Here is a 16,012-nt window from a genome sequence, read left to right as displayed (position 1 = left end):
TGGGTGGCAAAGGATTTTGAGAGGTAGCCTCAAATCCCTTCGCCGGCGTTATCCGGATCAGGTTCGACGGGTATTTTCTCAGCACACGCGCATGGCGTAGCACCCCGTTGAGAACGCCGCTATTGTAATGATTTGGTAAAAAATGCGAAAGCCTTATGGATCCGGTGGCGCAAACCAGGCGGATTTAAAGTCGAACCAGCCCAGCGTGTTCATACGCAGTCCACGCATGGTGCGCTGCCCCTGAATCCTCAGCCAGTGGTGGATCAGCGGTACGATGGCTTTGCTGGCGAGCAATTGTTGCGACCAGACGGCAAGATTCATCTCCCCGTTGCGCCATTTTGCTGCATCCGCCTGCCAGTCAATCGGAATGCAGTGCTGTAGCAGCGGTACTTCGTAGAGGTTCGCGAACACCGAGAAATCCAGCGGTAGTGTGAAATTAGCGCTGTTGAGCCAGATATCGCTTTCGGCGTCGCCCCGGTGCCATTCGTCGTAATCCACTTCCTGCACGATGAGCTTCACGCCGTGTTCAGCGAGCAGCGTGCTCATGGTGCGTGAAAGCGCCTCGTGTTCATTGTGTTCGCGATAGAACGTAATTGTCAGCGTTTCCAGACCCGCCGGTTTTTCGCCTCCTCCGGGGCGCGCGTGGTGCCAGCGCGGCAGCAGACCATAAGCCGGGAACCAGTAGCGCTGATACTGCTCATTGGCGTGCCACAACAAATTGGTAGGGGAGAGCACATGGCTGACCCACTCTCTGACCGCCGGGTTCGCGCCACGGCTGGATCGTGCATCAAACAGCAGGTAATAACAGCCTTCTTCAAGGCGGCTTTCCACCGCTTTTTCGCCGTCGGTTGGCCCTTCAAGCGTCAGGCCATTGGTCGGCTCGTCGTTGAGATCGGGCAGCACCCAAACGTTAACTTCATCGATTAAGGCGCGAAACCCGAAGTAGTCATCAAAGGCGTGGATTTTCAACTGGTTGCTCGTATTGCGCGTTACGGCATAAGGGCCGGTGCCAATCGGCTGGCTGGCGAAGTTACTCATCGAGTTCCACTCGCGCGGCAAAATCATGGAGGGAACATGACCCATTAACCACGGTAACCAGTTATCCGGCTGGCTGAGGTGAATATCCAGCGTCCACGGCGTTGGCGAAAGCACTTCGCGGATATGCGAGTAGAGCGGCAAGGCGTTCGCGCGCTCGAGGGAGGCAATCACATCGCTCATTTCCAGCTCGCGGCCGTGATGAAAGTGAATGCCGGGGCGCAAATAAAAACGCCAGTGCAAAGGGGAAATGAGCTTCCAGTGGTGAGCGATATCTGCTTCCAGTTCCCCGTTTTCCTCATTTATGCGCGTCAGCGCACTGAAGATTTGCCGCGCCATATGGGTTTCGGAACGGCGCAATGCGCTACCTGGTAGCAGGTTGCGCAGCGGACGGTAGTAAAGCACTCGCAGGATATGCCGCCCCTGGCGAAAGCTCCGACCGAGATGCGAAACCAGCATCTGGCGCACGGCTGTTTTATCCCCGACCAGTTGCACCAGTTGATCAATGCGATCTTGTTCTAGCAGGTCTTCGGCGCGCTGTTGCTGGAGTGCCAGGCCGGTATAAAGGAAGGTGAGTCGCGAACGTTTGCCGCGGCCCGCTTCCGCATCCCACGTCAGCCAGCCACGCTGTTGCATGGTGTTAAGCAAGGTGCGCATATGGCGGCGCGAACAGCTAAGCAGCTCCGCCAGCTCGTTGAGCGTGGTTTCTTGTGACTTCCCATCGCAGCATTGCCACAGACGGATGAACTGTTGTTGCAGGCGGCCAGACGACATAAAAGGGGAACTCCTGACAAAAACTCAGCAATTTATTTATCCCTATATTAAGCCAATACTTCTCTGCGATGAAAGCGAGGAGGTCATATGCAGAGATCATCCATACGACGGTTTTATCTGGACTATTTTCGCGCCACGCAGGATGCGTGCTGGCTCGCCCGCCTGAGCGTACGGCAGCGCCTGAAAATGCTGGAAGAACTGATGCAGTGGGAAGTGACAACGCCGGTCTCGAAAGACTGAATCGCCGACATCATGTGTGACTGAGTATTAAGTGCGAATGCACCCGCCAGCAAAACGTTTTTTGCTGGCTTTTTTCGTTTATGCTGGCAGCCGCATTTTTCGCTTTCACTTTTTCCCGCTTTAACAAGGAAATGCTCATGCTCGGATTAATGACGATGGGACGCCGGCTTAATGGTGTTTACATCGCTTTTATGATCGTCGCCTTTATGATGGGAGTGGCCGGAGCGCTACAGGCGCCGACGCTCAGCCTTTTTCTGAGCCGGGAAGTGGGCGCCGAGCCGTTCTGGGTTGGGCTGTTTTATACCGTCAACGCCATTGCCGGGATCGTTGTCAGCCTTGGGCTGGCAAAGCGATCCGACAGCCAGGGCGACAGGCGCAAGTTGATCCTCTTTTGTTGTCTGATGGCAGTGGGCAATGCGCTGTTATTCGCCTTTAACCGCCACTACCTGACGCTTATCACCTGCGGTGTGCTGCTGGCGTCGCTGGCGAATACCGCCATGCCGCAGCTTTTTGCGCTGGCGCGCGAGTATGCGGACAGTTCCGCACGCGAAGTGGTGATGTTCAGTTCTATCATGCGTGCGCAGCTCTCACTGGCGTGGGTGATTGGTCCACCATTGGCCTTTATGCTGGCGCTTAATTACGGCTTTACGGCAATGTTTTCCATAGCTGCCGGGATTTTCGTTATCAGCCTGGCGCTGGTGGCGTTCTGGTTACCTTCGGTGGCGCGCGTTGAGCAACCCGCCGATGTTGTGGTGACGCAGGTGAGCGGCTGGAGCAATAAAAATGTGCGCATGCTGTTTATTGCCTCTACGCTGATGTGGACCTGCAACACCATGTACATCATTGATATGCCTTTGTGGATTAGCCTTGAACTGGGACTGCCGGACAAACTGGCCGGGATTTTAATGGGCACGGCGGCGGGGCTGGAGATCCCGGCGATGATCCTGGCCGGGTATTTTGTCAAACGCATTGGCAAACGGCGCATGATGGTCACCGCTGTCGCAGCGGGCGTGCTGTTCTACCTTGGCCTGAACTTTTTCCATAGCCAGGTGGCGTTACTGTTCCTGCAACTGTTTAATGCGGTGTTTATCGGCATTATTGCCGGGATTGGCATGCTGTGGTTTCAGGATTTAATGCCGGGGCGGGCAGGTTCGGCGACAACGCTGTTTACTAACAGTATTTCGACTGGCGTGATCCTGGCTGGGGTGATTCAGGGGGCACTGGCGCAAAGCTATGGCCACAGCTCGGTTTATATCGGCATTGCGATGATTTCTGTGGTGACGCTGTGGCTGACCAGCCGCGTCAAAGACGTTTAAGCGTAAAATGCAACCTGCACAGCAAGCGGGGTTGATTTCGCCCTAAGGCATGCTGAAAAGCTTAAAAGAAGACCTCCAGAGACAGTCAGTCCCCGCCAAAATCCGCTAATAATGCTATCTACAGAATTAGTGATGAGTGAGCAATAAAAAGGCCCGGAAACCGGGCCTTGAGTGCGTTAATTCATAAAGGCGGGCTGTTTGTTTTCGTAAGCGGCGATAGCATCGTCGTGCTGTAACGTCAGTCCGATGCTGTCCAGACCGTTCAGCATGCAGTGGCGACGGAAGGCGTCAATCGAGAAGCGGTAAGACTTGCCGCCCGCTTTCACCTCTTGTGCTTCCAGATCCACCTCAAAGGTAATGCCCGGATTGCTCTGCACCAGCGCAAAGAGTTCATCCACCTCTTTATCGCTCAACGTTACCGGCAGCAGCTGGTTGTTAAAACTGTTGCCGTAGAAGATGTCGGCGAAACTTGGCGCAATCACCACTTTGAAACCGTAATCGGTCAGCGCCCACGGTGCGTGTTCACGCGAAGAACCGCAGCCAAAGTTTTCCCGCGCCAGTAAAATCGACGCGCCTTTGTATTGCGGGAAGTTCAGTACGAACTCCGGGTTCGGCTGCTGGCCTTGGTCATCCAGAAAACGCCAGTCGTTAAACAGGTGCGCACCAAAACCGGTGCGCGTAACCTTCTGCAAAAACTGCTTCGGGATAATGGCGTCGGTATCAACGTTTGCAGCATCCAGCGGAACGACCAGGCCGGTATGTTGGGTAAATTTCTCTGCCATGGTGTTCTCCTTACAAGCTGCGAATATCAGTGAAATGACCGGTTACGGCAGCAGCAGCGGCCATCGCCGGGCTGACCAGATGCGTGCGTCCACCGCGACCCTGGCGGCCTTCAAAGTTACGGTTACTGGTCGATGCGCAGCGTTCGCCCGGATTCAGGCGATCGTTATTCATGGCCAGGCACATGGAGCAACCCGGCAAGCGCCATTCAAAACCGGCTTCAATAAAGATCTTGTCCAGACCTTCGGCTTCGGCCTGTGCTTTCACGGGGCCGGAACCAGGCACTACCAGCGCCTGCACACCCGGTGCGACTTTGCGCCCTTTGGCGATTTCCGCCGCTGCGCGCAAATCTTCAATGCGCGAGTTAGTGCAGGAGCCGATAAAGACTTTATCAATAGCCACTTCAGTCAGCGGCACACCGGCTTTCAGCCCCATATAGGCCAGCGCTTTTTCCGCAGAGGCCCGCTCAACCGGATCGGCGAACGAGGCTGGATCGGGAATAATGTCGGTCACTGAAATGACCTGGCCTGGGTTGGTGCCCCAGGTCACCTGCGGGGCGATCTCTTCTGCCTGCAGGGTTACGACGGTGTCGAAAACCGCGCCTTCGTCAGTGTGCAGGGTTTTCCACCAGGCGACCGCATCATCAAAGTCTTTGCCCTTCGGCGCGTGCAAACGGCCCTGCACATAGTTAAACGTGGTTTCATCCGGGGCCACCAGACCGGCTTTTGCGCCCATCTCAATCGCCATATTGCACAGCGTCATCCGGCCTTCCATGCTCAGCGCACGAATGGCGTCACCGCAAAACTCAACGACGTGCCCGGTTCCGCCGGCGCTGCCGGTTTTACCAATGATCGCCAGCACGATATCTTTTGCGGTGATCCCTGGTGCTGCCGTGCCTTTGACTTCAATCTTCATGGTTTTGGCGCGACCCTGTTTCAGGGTTTGCGTCGCCAGAACGTGTTCCACTTCCGATGTCCCGATACCGAAAGCCAGCGCGCCAAATGCGCCGTGAGTTGCGGTGTGGGAATCGCCGCAAACAATGGTCATGCCCGGCAGGGTGATGCCCTGTTCTGGCCCCATCACGTGGACGATGCCCTGATACGGGTGGTTCAGGTCATACAGTTCAACGCCGAATTCGTTGCAGTTTTTGATCAACTCCTGCATCTGAATACGCGCCATCTCGCCGGAAGCATTGATATCTTTGGTTTGCGTCGAGACGTTGTGATCCATTGTTGCGAACGTTTTACCCGGCTGGCGCACCGGGCGATGGTGCGCGCGCAACCCGTCGAACGCCTGCGGTGATGTCACTTCGTGCACCAGGTGGCGGTCGATATACAACAGCGGGGTTTCGTTCGGCGCTTCATAGACCACATGGGCGTCAAACAACTTTTCGTACAAGCTCTTAGCCATGATTACACCCCTTCGGCGACATAACGAGCGATGATGTCGCCCATCTCATCGGTACTGACAGCGGCTGCGCCACGGGACAAGTCGCCGGTGCGCACGCCTTCTTCTAATGCACGATTGATAGCGCCTTCGATGGCGTCAGCTGCGTCGCCTGCATTCAGGCTGTAGCGCAGCAACAGCGCCAGTGACAGGATCTGCGCAATCGGGTTGGCAATATTTTTCCCGGCGATATCCGGCGCGGAGCCGCCTGCCGGTTCATACAGACCAAAACCTTGTTCGTTCAGGCTGGCAGAAGGCAACATGCCCATCGAACCGGTGATCATGGCGCACTCATCGGAAAGAATGTCGCCGAACAGGTTGGAGCACAGCAGCACGTCAAACTGGGATGGATCTTTAATCAGCTGCATGGTGGCGTTGTCGATATACATGTGCGTCAGCTCAACGTCCGGGTATTCCCCGGCGATTTCGTTGACGATCTCGCGCCACAACAGCGAGGTTTGCAGCACGTTGGCTTTATCAATTGAGTGCACTTTTTTGCGGCGTTTACGCGCAGATTCAAACGCGATACGCGCAATGCGCTCGATTTCAAAACGGTGATAGATTTCGGTATCAAATGCCTTTTCATGCTGGCCGCTGCCTTCGCGGCCTTTCGGTTGACCGAAGTAGATGCCGCCGGTCAGTTCACGCACGCACAGAATGTCGAAGCCGTTGGCGGCGATGTCTTCGCGCAGCGGACAGAATGCTTCCAGCCCCTGATACAGTTTTGCCGGGCGCAAATTGCTGAACAGTTTGAAGTGTTTACGCAGCGGCAGCAGTGCGCCGCGCTCCGGCTGTTGCGCCGGGGGCAGATTTTCCCATTTCGGGCCGCCGACGGAGCCGAACAGAATCGCATCGGCTTGTTCGCAGCCTTCAACCGTGGCCTGCGGCAGCGGATTGCCGTGACGATCGATGGCAATGCCGCCGACATCATAATGGCTGGTGGAAATACGCATACCAAAACGGTTACGCACGGCTTCCAGGACTTTCAGGGCTTGTGCCATCACTTCCGGGCCAATACCGTCACCCGGCAGCACAGCAATATGGTAATTCTTCGACATCACACGGTTTCCTTGTTGTTCTCTTTGTTCTGAGCCTGGCGTTGCAACTCTTTTTCAACTTCGGCGGCGCGCCAGATGTTGTTCAGCACGTGCACCATGGCTTTGGCGGAGGATTCCACAATATCGGTCGCCAGACCGACGCCGTGGAAGCGGCGGCCGTTGTAGTTTGCGACGATATCAACCTGACCCAGTGCATCTTTGCCCTGGCCTTTGGCGCTCAAATCATATTTCACCAGTTCGATGTCATAGGCCGTCACGCGGTTAATGGCCTGGTAGACCGCATCGATCGGGCCGTTGCCGTTGGCGGCTTCGGCTTTGATCTCGTCGCCACACGCCAGCTTCACGGACGCGGTGGCGATATCGTTGGAACCGGACTGCACGCTGAAGTAATCCAGGCGGAAATGTTCTGGCTCTTCCTGCTGTTTATTGATGAATGCCAGCGCTTCCAAATCGTAATCAAAGACCTGGCCTTTTTTATCCGCCAGCTTCAGGAAGGCGTCATACAGGTTATCCAGGTTGTAGTCGGCTTCTTGGTAGCCCATCTCTTCCATGCGGTGTTTCACTGCCGCGCGGCCGGAACGGGATGTCAGGTTCAACTGAACCTGGTTCAGACCGATGGATTCCGGGGTCATGATTTCGTAGTTTTCGCGGTTTTTCAGCACGCCATCCTGGTGAATACCAGACGAGTGGGCGAATGCGCCGGTGCCAACAATCGCTTTGTTCGCCGGAATCGGCATATTGCAAATCTGACTGACGGTCTGGCTGGTGCGCCAGATTTCATGGTGATTGATTTGGGTGTGCACGTTCATGATGTCTTTGCGCACTTTAATTGCCATGATCACCTCTTCCAGCGAGCAGTTACCGGCGCGTTCGCCGATACCGTTCATTGCGCCTTCTACCTGGCGCGCGCCGGCATGCACTGCGGCGATGGCGTTGCCCACGGCTAAGCCTAAGTCGTCATGGGTGTGAACAGAGATAATGGCTTTATCGATATTCGGTACGCGTTCGTACAGCCCGGAGATGATATTGGCGAACTCGAACGGCATGGTGTAGCCGACGGTGTCCGGGATATTGATGGTTTTCGCACCGGCGTTGATGGCGGCTTCAACGACGCGCGCCAGATCGTCGATCGGGGTGCGGCCTGCATCCTCACACGAAAACTCCACGTCGTCGGTATAGTTGCGAGCGCGCTTAACCATGTAAATGGCACGTTCAATCACTTCATCCAGCGTGCTGCGCAGCTTAGTGGCGATATGCATCGGCGAAGTGGCGATGAACGTGTGGATACGGAACGCTTCGGCAACTTTTAACGACTCTGCTGCAACATCAATATCTTTTTCGACGCAGCGGGCGAGGGCGCAAACGCGGCTGTTCTTCACCTGGCGCGCAATGGTTTGTACGGATTCAAAATCGCCCGGGGACGAGACCGGAAAACCCACTTCCATCACATCGACGCCCATACGCTCCAGCGCGAGGGCGATTTGCAGCTTCTCTTTCACGCTCAGGCTCGCCTGTAACGCCTGTTCACCATCACGTAATGTGGTATCGAAAATAACGACTTGCTGGCTCATGGTTTAGGTCCTTTTTCTCTTAGGTCGCCTCGCTACGAGCATAAAAAAACCCGCGCCAAGGCGCGGGTTCTTAGTCTTAACTGGAAGGACGATTCAACTCAGAATGTCGCCCACCGGTCTACCGCGCACGAGAGATGCGTTTAGTAGTAGTAGACCAGCGAAACCGACGTTGCGAATCATGAATCATGCTCCAGGTGAATGCGATATGCTTTTAGTGGTACTGGATACGTCAGTTAATGTCAACCCCTCGTCTGAAAAGCGTGGCTGGAGAGCGCCGATTATTTTGTTGCGCTTTAGTTAATAATTCTGTCTGCGTGACGGAAATGCGTTTTTCATGCTTGCAAGTGGCCGTTTGTATCGGGCGCAATGCATTATTTAAAGTCTTCCACAAACGCGAAGCGAATTCTCGATTGATATGTTCAGAAAAAAAGAGGTAGAGATATATTTTTATTGAGATTACAGAATGTTTGCCAACGTAAAAATATATGAAGAGAACCACTCATTTAAGGTGAAATATAAAATTTTCATTCGCCACGAAAATAAAACAGGAGCTTTATATATTCCTAATTTGTCACACCACACTTCTAATAATGCTATATGCGTGATAAATCATCTTCCTGAATATTATTATTACGCAGGTCGAGGGAGCTCATGATGACGACGGATTGCAAAATGCCTGGGGAAGACGTTTATAATCAGCACGTTAATGAAGAGGGGAAACCGCAGTTACGTTCTGTCGATCTCAATTTACTGACTGTTTTTGATGCAGTTATGCAGGAGCAAAATATCACCCGCGCGGCACATACTCTGGGAATGTCGCAACCCGCAGTAAGTAATGCTGTGGCGCGGCTTAAGGTCATGTTTAATGACGAACTTTTTGTTCGCTATGGTCGTGGGATCCAGCCAACTGCACGTTCGTATCAACTCTTTGGCTCTATCCGCCAGGCGCTGCAACTGGTGCAAAATGAACTGCCCGGTTCCGGGTTCGATCCGCTGAGTAGTGAACGCATATTTAATCTGTGTGTTTGTAGCCCACTGGATAATCTTTTAACGTCAGCGATTTACAACAGCGTGGAAAAAATCGCCCCCGGTATTAATTTGGTGTTTAAATCCGATCTTAATCACAGTACCGAGCATCAGCTGCGTTATCAGGAAATTGAGTTTGTGATTGGCTACGAAGAGTTTCGCCGACCGGAATTTTCGTGTATCTCGCTATTTAATGATGAAATGGTGTTGGTCGCCAGCCACCAGCATCCCCGCCTCAATACGCTTACCACAGAAAACGCCGTCTTCAGAGAACAGCATGCGGTGGTTTCGCTGGACAGGTATGCCTCATTTAGCCAGCCATGGTATGACAGCGTAGATAAACGCAGTTGCATTGCTTACCAGGGGATGGCGCTAACCAGCGTATTAAGCGTGGTTTCACAAACACATCTGGTGGCGATTGCTCCGCGCTGGTTAGTGAAGACATTTGCTGAAGGGCTGGATTTAGAGATGCTGCCGCTACCGTTAGATCTCAAGAACCGCACATGTTATCTCTCCTGGCACGAAGCCGCGGGCAGAGATAAGGGCCATCAATGGATGGAAGAACTTCTGGTGTCGGTGTGTAGCCATTAACCATTGGGCAGAATCATCCAGCGGTAAAAATGCTTGGTTATTCTGCTCTGTTTTTTTCTGGCAGTATTTTGTCCTGATTTAAGTCTGTCGCAATGACAGACGATGTTGCAAAAATGGATCAATTACTGGACAACTTCGTATTCGGATGATGAATGGTCATCGTCTTTGCTTATCACAGATGTTTCCACCAATTCTGAGTTTTTGACCTCGTTTTTTCACTTTTGCACAGGGTTCGCCGCAAGAGCTTGCTAATTGCCTGCCAGATTTTGAGCGGTTATGGTAACTGCCATTCATAATCAGAGTGCAGGGATTTCCTGTTCTGAACAGAGAGCGACCGCGCGGAAATGATTTTCGCCGCCAGTCGACAAACGTAAGCCTGGAGGCAAAGCATGGAGATGTTGTCTGGAGCCGAGATGGTCGTCCGATCGCTTATCGATCAAGGCGTAAAGAAAGTATTCGGCTATCCCGGAGGCGCGGTTCTTGATATCTACGATGCCCTGCATACGGTCGGCGGTATTGAACACGTGCTGGTTCGCCATGAGCAGGCGGCAGTACATATGGCCGATGGGCTGGCACGTGCGACGGGCGAAGTGGGCGTGGTGCTGGTCACTTCCGGCCCCGGTGCGACCAACGCCATCACCGGCATCGCCACGGCCTATATGGATTCTATTCCGCTGGTGGTGCTCTCCGGTCAGGTTGCAACGTCGCTGATTGGCTATGATGCCTTCCAGGAGTGCGACATGGTGGGCATCTCCCGCCCCGTGGTTAAGCACAGTTTTTTAGTCAAGCAAACGGAAGATATTCCCGGTGTATTAAAGAAAGCTTTCTGGCTTGCCGCCAGCGGTCGTCCTGGACCGGTAGTGGTGGATTTGCCGAAAGACATTATGAACCCGGCCAATAAGCTGCCTTACGTCTGGCCGGAATCTGTCAGTATGCGTTCCTATAACCCGACAACCCAGGGACATAAAGGGCAGATTAAGCGCGCATTACAAACGCTGGCGGCGGCGAAAAAGCCAGTGGTCTATGTTGGTGGTGGTGCGATCAACTCAGCCAGTGAAGCGCCATTACGACAGCTTGCTGAAAAATTGAATTTGCCGGTGGTCTCTTCATTAATGGGGCTGGGAGCATTTCCTGCTTCCCACCGCCAGGCGCTCGGCATGCTGGGTATGCACGGTACTTACGAAGCCAATATGACGATGCACCATTCGGACGTAATCTTTGCCGTTGGCGTGCGTTTTGACGATCGCACCACCAACAATCTGGCGAAGTATTGCCCGGATGCGACGGTGCTGCATATCGATATCGATCCCACATCCATTTCCAAAACCGTGCAGGCAGATATCCCGATTGTTGGCGATGCGCGACTGGTGCTGGAACAGATGCTGGATTTGCTGGAGCAAGAAGAGTATCCGCAGCCGTTAGATGAGATTCGCGACTGGTGGCTGCGCATCGATCAATGGCGCGCCCGCCAGTGCCTGAAATACGATACGCAAAGTGAGAGCATTAAACCGCAGGCGGTGATTGAAGCGGCCTGGCGTCTGACAAAGGGCGAGGCTTACGTGACATCGGATGTTGGTCAGCACCAAATGTTCGCCGCGCTTTATTACCGCTTTGATAAGCCGCGTCGCTGGATCAACTCTGGCGGGTTGGGCACGATGGGGTTTGGCCTACCTGCGGCGCTCGGTGTGAAGATGGCGTTGCCGGATGAGACGGTGATTTGCGTAACCGGCGACGGCAGTATTCAGATGAACATTCAGGAGCTTTCTACTGCATTACAGTATGAATTGCCGGTGCTGGTGCTCAATCTGAACAACCGTTACCTGGGCATGGTGAAGCAGTGGCAGGACATGATTTACTCTGGTCGCCATTCGCAGTCGTATATGGAATCGCTGCCTGATTTCGCCCGTCTTGCGGAAGCTTATGGTCACGTTGGGATCCGCATTACGCGCCCGGATGAGCTGGAAGCGAAGCTGGCTGAAGCACTGGAGCAGGTGAAAAACAATCGGCTGGTGTTTGTTGACGTTACCGTTGACGGTAGTGAACACGTTTATCCGATGCAGATCCGCGGTGGCGGTATGGATGAGATGTGGTTAAGCAAAACGGAGAGAACCTGATTATGCGCCGGATATTGTCTGTGTTACTGGAAAATGAATCAGGCGCGTTATCGCGCGTGATTGGTCTGTTCTCTCAGCGTGGTTACAACATTGAAAGCCTTACGGTTGCGCCAACCGATGATCCTACATTATCAAGGATGACTATCCAGACCGTTGGCGATCAGAAAGTGCTTGAGCAGATCGAAAAGCAACTACACAAACTGGTTGATGTGTTGCGCGTCAATGAATTGGGGCAAGGCGCGTATGTTGAACGCGAGATTATGCTGGTGAAGATCCAGGCCAGCGGCTACGGGCGTGAAGAGGTGAAACGCAACGCGGAAATTTTCCGTGGACAAATCATCGATGTCACCCCGTCTATTTATACGGTTCAGCTTGCCGGAACCAGCGACAAACTGGATGCGTTTCTGGCGACGATCCGCGATGTCGCGAAAATCGTCGAAGTCGCGCGGTCTGGCGTGGTGGGTTTGTCGCGCGGTGACAAAATCATGCGCTGATCGTGATCGTTCTCTCCATTTATCAGCCCGGCCTCTTACGCCGGGCTTTTTTTTGCGAAATCATACGGAGCCCGATACAAAAGCGGTTGCCGCAGTGAGTATTCTGCGCTTAGATGTTATGGAAATTAACCTATATCCCTAAAAAGGTTATGGAGTGCATTATTTTAAGGGGCAATTGTGAAACTGGATGAAATCGCCCGGCTAGCCGGCGTCTCACGAACCACGGCCAGCTACGTCATTAATGGTAAGGCGAAGCAGTATCGTGTCAGCGACAAAACCGTCGAGAAAGTCATGGCGGTTGTTCGTGAGCATAACTACCACCCGAACGCGGTGGCGGCTGGGCTGCGAGCAGGACGAACTCGCTCGATTGGGTTGGTTATCCCCGATCTTGAAAACACGAGCTACACGCGCATTGCCAACTATCTGGAGCGCCAGGCGCGTCAGCGCGGCTATCAGCTTCTGATTGCCTGCTCTGAAGATCAGCCTGACAACGAAATGCGTTGTATTGAACATTTACTTCAACGGCAGGTGGACGCGATTATCGTGTCCACTTCGCTTCCGCCGGAGCACCCGTTCTATCAGCGTTGGGCTAATGATTCATTTCCGATTGTCGCACTGGATCGCGCACTGGATCGCGAACACTTCACCAGTGTTGTCGGTGCCGATCAGGACGACTCGGAAATGTTGGCGGAAGAGTTGCGTAAATTCCCGGCGGAGCGTGTGCTTTATCTTGGCGCTTTACCCGAACTGTCGGTGAGTTTTTTGCGTGAGCAGGGCTTTCGTACTGCGTGGAAAGACGATCCGCGCGAGGTTCAGTATCTCTACGCCAACAGTTATGAGCGGGAAGCTGCTGCACAGCTGTTTGAAAAATGGCTGGAAACCAATCCGATGCCGCAAGCGATGTTTATCACCTCGTTTGCCTTATTGCAGGGTGTCCTGGATGTGACGCTGCGTCGCGACGGCAAGCTGCCTTCTGATTTGGCAATTGCCACGTTCGGCGATCATGAATTGCTGGATTTCCTGCAATGCCCGGTGCTCGCAGTGGCGCAGCGCCATCGCGATGTGGCCGAACGTGTGCTGGAGATCGTGCTGGCAAGCCTTGATGAGCCACGCAAACCGAAAGCCGGGCTTAGCCGTATCCGCCGTAATCTCTACCGTCGCGGCATTCTTAGTCGGGTATAGTTTCGGATGAAAGGCAGCGAGAGCTGCCTTTTAAGTATTTACACTTTACCTTTAATCAAATTATTGTTGAGACTCTCCTAAGATAAATCTTTAATTTCCCAATGGCTGCTGTTAATTTATTTTGCCCATTCTTAAAAAACATTTTTAAAGGGTTATTGAGAAGTAACTTATCCCGATTTTTGTATTGAATTGTTACATCTAAAAAATGCCACGTGCATTGAATTAACGTTCATTTATCGCGTAGGGATTTTATCCCTGCTGAAATGCCGCCGCGCTATGGGCACGTTGATGTAACTGGTGCTGTTAACTCTCTTCAATATGTCTTAAAATGCCGCCCGCGTCGCAAACTGACACTTTATATTTCGCGCGCAGAAATTGAATGGTTTTAAACGCGCGTGCGCATATTCTGTTTTTTTTCTTGCAAATATTCATGACGTTAATTTGCCTCGTAAGCTGAGCACTATTTCACCGACGCAGATATTCACTGCAAATAAGGGATCTTTTGTTCTGGTTAGCCATTGCGCTAGCTTGACAAGCTTTTCCTCCGCTCCGTAAACTCCCTCAGTGGGGATTTGTGGGATAAAGTGGTGTAAAAGGGTCACTGGGGGTGAATCGGATATGTTCCGTGGCGCGACGTTAGTCAATCTCGACAGCAAAGGGCGGTTATCCGTTCCCACCCGATATCGGGATTTGCTGCAGGAGAATGCCTCCGGTCAAATGGTTTGTACCATTGACATCCGTCACTCATGCCTGCTGCTTTACCCTTTGCCTGAATGGGAAATTATCGAGCAAAAACTGTCGCGTCTGTCGAGCATGAATCCGCTCGAACGGCGCGTGCAACGTTTATTGCTGGGGCATGCCAGCGAGTGCCAGATGGATAGCGCCGGGCGTATTTTGATTGCGCCTGTTTTACGGCAACACGCCGGGTTAACGAAAGAAGTGATGCTGGTCGGGCAGTTCAATAAATTTGAGCTGTGGGATGAAACGACCTGGTATCAACAGGTCAAGGAAGATATCGACGCTGAGCAATCAGGTTCCGAAGCGCTTTCGGACCGGTTGCAGGATTTGTCTCTGTAATGATGATGGAAAATTTTAAACACACGACGGTGCTGCTGGATGAGGCCGTTAACGGCCTGAACATTCGTCCGGATGGCATTTACATCGATGGCACTTTCGGTCGCGGTGGCCACTCGCGCTTGATCCTCTCCCAATTGGGAGCGGAAGGGCGTTTGCTGGCGATCGATCGCGATCCGCAGGCGATTGCTGTTGCACGAACCATTGATGATCCCCGCTTCTCCATCATTCATGGTCCCTTTTCCGCGCTTGCTGATTACGTCAGCGAGCGTGACCTTGTTGGCAAGATCGACGGCATTCTCCTCGATCTTGGCGTCTCTTCACCACAGCTTGACGATGCGGAACGCGGCTTCTCCTTCATGCGTGATGGCCCGTTAGATATGCGTATGGATCCCACTCGCGGTCAGTCTGCCGCTGAATGGTTGCAAACCGCTGAGGAAGCCGATATCGCCTGGGTTTTGAAAACCTTTGGCGAGGAGCGCTTTGCCAAACGTATTGCCCGCGCCATTGTTGAGCGTAACCGCCTCGATCCCATCACCCGCACCAAAGAATTGGCGGAAGTTGTGGCGGCGGCGACACCGGTGAAGGACAAATTCAAACATCCCGCGACCCGTACCTTCCAGGCGGTGCGCATTTGGGTAAACAGTGAACTGGAGGAGATAGAGCTGGCGCTAAAAAACTCGCTAGGCGTACTTGCCCCGGGAGGGCGGCTTTCGATTATCAGCTTCCATTCACTGGAAGACCGCATTGTTAAACGCTTTATGCGTGAGCAAAGCCGTGGCCCGCAGGTTCCTGTCGGGCTGCCGATGACCGAAGAGCAACTCAGGAAACTGGGTGGTCGTCATCTGCGAGCCTTAGGAAAGTTGATGCCGGGTGAAGAAGAAGTGGCTGAAAACCCACGTGCCCGTAGTTCAGTTCTGCGCATTGCAGAGAGGACGAACGCATGATCGGCAGAGTGACAGAGACCCTGAGCAAAGTGAAGGGATCGTTAGGAAGCAACGAGCGCCATGCTTTGCCTGGCGTGATCGGCGACGATCTTTTGCGATTTGGGAAACTGCCACTCTGCTTGTTCATTTGCATCATCATGACGGCAGTGACGGTGGTCACTACCTCACATCACACGCGTTTATTAACCGCACAGCGTGAACAACTGGTTATTGAGCGCGACGCGCTGGATATCGAATGGCGCAACCTGATCCTTGAAGAGAACGCGCTCGGCGACCATAGCCGGGTTGAACGGATCGCCACAGAAAAGCTGCAAATGCAGCATGTCGATCCCTCACAGGAAAATATTGTGGTGCAGAAATAGAG

At 53.3% G+C, this 16,012-nt stretch carries 15 protein-coding genes and 1 riboswitch; of the genes, 9 read left to right on the top strand and 6 right to left on the bottom strand.

The window, feature by feature from the left end; translation table 11 throughout:
* Positions 1 to 16 precede the first annotated feature (16 nt).
* Positions 17 to 117, bottom strand: a riboswitch (TPP riboswitch).
* 36 nt (positions 118 to 153) lie between these two features.
* Positions 154 to 1,809: an HTH-type transcriptional regulator SgrR gene (sgrR, locus tag E0L21_RS07350; protein ID WP_131408106.1), complete on the bottom strand. Its 1,656-nt coding sequence runs from the start codon at positions 1,807 to 1,809 to the stop codon at positions 154 to 156.
* Positions 1,810 to 1,896: 87 nt separating this feature from the next.
* Between sgrR and sgrT the strand changes: the two genes are divergently transcribed.
* Both sgrT and E0L21_RS07340 read left to right on the top strand, forming a co-directional pair.
* Positions 1,897 to 2,049 (top strand): glucose uptake inhibitor SgrT, encoded by a 153-nt coding sequence (gene sgrT / locus E0L21_RS07345; RefSeq protein ID WP_131408104.1) that lies wholly within the window; start codon positions 1,897 to 1,899, stop codon positions 2,047 to 2,049.
* Positions 2,050 to 2,186: 137 nt separating this feature from the next.
* Positions 2,187 to 3,365, top strand: a complete 1,179-nt coding sequence (locus tag E0L21_RS07340) for a sugar efflux transporter (RefSeq protein ID WP_131408102.1) — start codon at positions 2,187 to 2,189, stop codon at positions 3,363 to 3,365.
* Positions 3,366 to 3,541: 176 nt separating this feature from the next.
* On the opposite strand, the gene leuD is transcribed toward E0L21_RS07340, so the two are convergent.
* The 5 genes from leuD to leuL form a co-directional block, all read right to left on the bottom strand.
* Positions 3,542 to 4,147, bottom strand: a complete 606-nt coding sequence (gene leuD / locus E0L21_RS07335) for a 3-isopropylmalate dehydratase small subunit (protein WP_131408100.1) — start codon at positions 4,145 to 4,147, stop codon at positions 3,542 to 3,544.
* Between the two features lie 10 nt (positions 4,148 to 4,157).
* Positions 4,158 to 5,555: a 3-isopropylmalate dehydratase large subunit gene (leuC, locus tag E0L21_RS07330; protein WP_131408098.1), complete on the bottom strand. Its 1,398-nt coding sequence runs from the start codon at positions 5,553 to 5,555 to the stop codon at positions 4,158 to 4,160.
* A gap of 2 nt (positions 5,556 to 5,557) precedes the next feature.
* Complete coding sequence (gene leuB, locus E0L21_RS07325; protein ID WP_131408095.1) at positions 5,558 to 6,649, bottom strand: 3-isopropylmalate dehydrogenase; 1,092 nt, start codon at positions 6,647 to 6,649, stop codon at positions 5,558 to 5,560.
* A complete protein-coding gene (gene leuA, locus E0L21_RS07320; protein ID WP_131408093.1) occupies positions 6,649 to 8,220 on the bottom strand; it encodes a 2-isopropylmalate synthase in 1,572 nt (523 codons plus the stop codon). Before leuA ends, leuB begins: the two co-directional genes overlap by 1 nt.
* 93 nt (positions 8,221 to 8,313) lie before the next feature.
* Positions 8,314 to 8,400: a leu operon leader peptide gene (gene leuL / locus E0L21_RS25465; RefSeq protein ID WP_110093646.1), complete on the bottom strand. Its 87-nt coding sequence runs from the start codon at positions 8,398 to 8,400 to the stop codon at positions 8,314 to 8,316.
* Between the two features lie 492 nt (positions 8,401 to 8,892).
* On the opposite strand from leuL, the gene leuO reads away from it, so the two are divergent.
* The 7 genes from leuO (at position 8,893) to ftsL (ending at position 16,010) form a co-directional block, all read left to right on the top strand.
* The gene (leuO, locus tag E0L21_RS07310; protein ID WP_170312056.1) at positions 8,893 to 9,837 is read left to right on the top strand and encodes a transcriptional regulator LeuO; all 945 of its coding nucleotides are present in this window, start codon (positions 8,893 to 8,895) and stop codon (positions 9,835 to 9,837) included.
* A 389-nt stretch (positions 9,838 to 10,226) separates the two neighbouring features.
* On the top strand, positions 10,227 to 11,951 hold the full coding sequence (ilvI, locus tag E0L21_RS07305) for an acetolactate synthase 3 large subunit (RefSeq protein WP_131408091.1): 1,725 nt from the start codon (positions 10,227 to 10,229) through the stop codon (positions 11,949 to 11,951).
* A gap of 2 nt (positions 11,952 to 11,953) precedes the next feature.
* On the top strand, positions 11,954 to 12,445 hold the full coding sequence (gene ilvN / locus E0L21_RS07300) for an acetolactate synthase small subunit (protein ID WP_007373137.1): 492 nt from the start codon (positions 11,954 to 11,956) through the stop codon (positions 12,443 to 12,445).
* 177 nt (positions 12,446 to 12,622) lie between these two features.
* Positions 12,623 to 13,627 carry a catabolite repressor/activator gene (cra, locus tag E0L21_RS07295; RefSeq protein ID WP_017457918.1) on the top strand — a complete coding sequence of 335 codons (1,005 nt, stop codon included), beginning with the start codon at positions 12,623 to 12,625 and terminating at the stop codon, positions 13,625 to 13,627.
* Between the two features lie 618 nt (positions 13,628 to 14,245).
* Positions 14,246 to 14,704, top strand: a complete 459-nt coding sequence (mraZ, locus tag E0L21_RS07290) for a division/cell wall cluster transcriptional repressor MraZ (protein ID WP_017457919.1) — start codon at positions 14,246 to 14,248, stop codon at positions 14,702 to 14,704.
* 2 nt (positions 14,705 to 14,706) lie between these two features.
* On the top strand, positions 14,707 to 15,648 hold the full coding sequence (gene rsmH, locus E0L21_RS07285) for a 16S rRNA (cytosine(1402)-N(4))-methyltransferase RsmH (RefSeq protein ID WP_131408266.1): 942 nt from the start codon (positions 14,707 to 14,709) through the stop codon (positions 15,646 to 15,648).
* Entirely contained in the window at positions 15,645 to 16,010 is a 366-nt protein-coding gene (ftsL, locus tag E0L21_RS07280; RefSeq protein ID WP_131408089.1) for a cell division protein FtsL, read from the top strand. Before rsmH ends, ftsL begins: the two co-directional genes overlap by 4 nt.
* The last annotated feature ends 2 nt before the right edge of the window (positions 16,011 to 16,012 follow it).

Source organism: Kosakonia quasisacchari (assembly GCF_004331415.1).
Lineage (GTDB): Bacteria > Pseudomonadota > Gammaproteobacteria > Enterobacterales > Enterobacteriaceae > Kosakonia > Kosakonia quasisacchari.
Note: the sequence above shows the minus strand (reverse complement) of the source record. Positions and strands in the feature narration are given on the sequence as shown.

Excerpts from the sequence above, each read along its gene's own strand:
- sgrT (WP_131408104.1), top strand. The coding sequence starts at position 1,897 with ATGCAGAGATCATCCATACGACGGTTTTATCTGGACTATTTTCGCGCC.
- leuB (WP_131408095.1), bottom strand. The coding sequence starts at position 6,649 with ATGTCGAAGAATTACCATATTGCTGTGCTGCCGGGTGACGGTATTGGC.
- ftsL (WP_131408089.1), top strand. The coding sequence starts at position 15,645 with ATGATCGGCAGAGTGACAGAGACCCTGAGCAAAGTGAAGGGATCGTTA.
- mraZ (WP_017457919.1), top strand. The coding sequence starts at position 14,246 with ATGTTCCGTGGCGCGACGTTAGTCAATCTCGACAGCAAAGGGCGGTTA.
- leuC (WP_131408098.1), bottom strand. The coding sequence starts at position 5,555 with ATGGCTAAGAGCTTGTACGAAAAGTTGTTTGACGCCCATGTGGTCTAT.
- leuO (WP_170312056.1), top strand. The coding sequence starts at position 8,893 with ATGCCTGGGGAAGACGTTTATAATCAGCACGTTAATGAAGAGGGGAAA.
- sgrR (WP_131408106.1), bottom strand. The coding sequence starts at position 1,809 with ATGTCGTCTGGCCGCCTGCAACAACAGTTCATCCGTCTGTGGCAATGC.
- leuL (WP_110093646.1), bottom strand. The coding sequence starts at position 8,400 with ATGATTCGCAACGTCGGTTTCGCTGGTCTACTACTACTAAACGCATCT.
- ilvN (WP_007373137.1), top strand. The coding sequence starts at position 11,954 with ATGCGCCGGATATTGTCTGTGTTACTGGAAAATGAATCAGGCGCGTTA.
- rsmH (WP_131408266.1), top strand. The coding sequence starts at position 14,707 with ATGATGGAAAATTTTAAACACACGACGGTGCTGCTGGATGAGGCCGTT.
- E0L21_RS07340 (WP_131408102.1), top strand. The coding sequence starts at position 2,187 with ATGCTCGGATTAATGACGATGGGACGCCGGCTTAATGGTGTTTACATC.
- leuD (WP_131408100.1), bottom strand. The coding sequence starts at position 4,147 with ATGGCAGAGAAATTTACCCAACATACCGGCCTGGTCGTTCCGCTGGAT.
- ilvI (WP_131408091.1), top strand. The coding sequence starts at position 10,227 with ATGGAGATGTTGTCTGGAGCCGAGATGGTCGTCCGATCGCTTATCGAT.
- leuA (WP_131408093.1), bottom strand. The coding sequence starts at position 8,220 with ATGAGCCAGCAAGTCGTTATTTTCGATACCACATTACGTGATGGTGAA.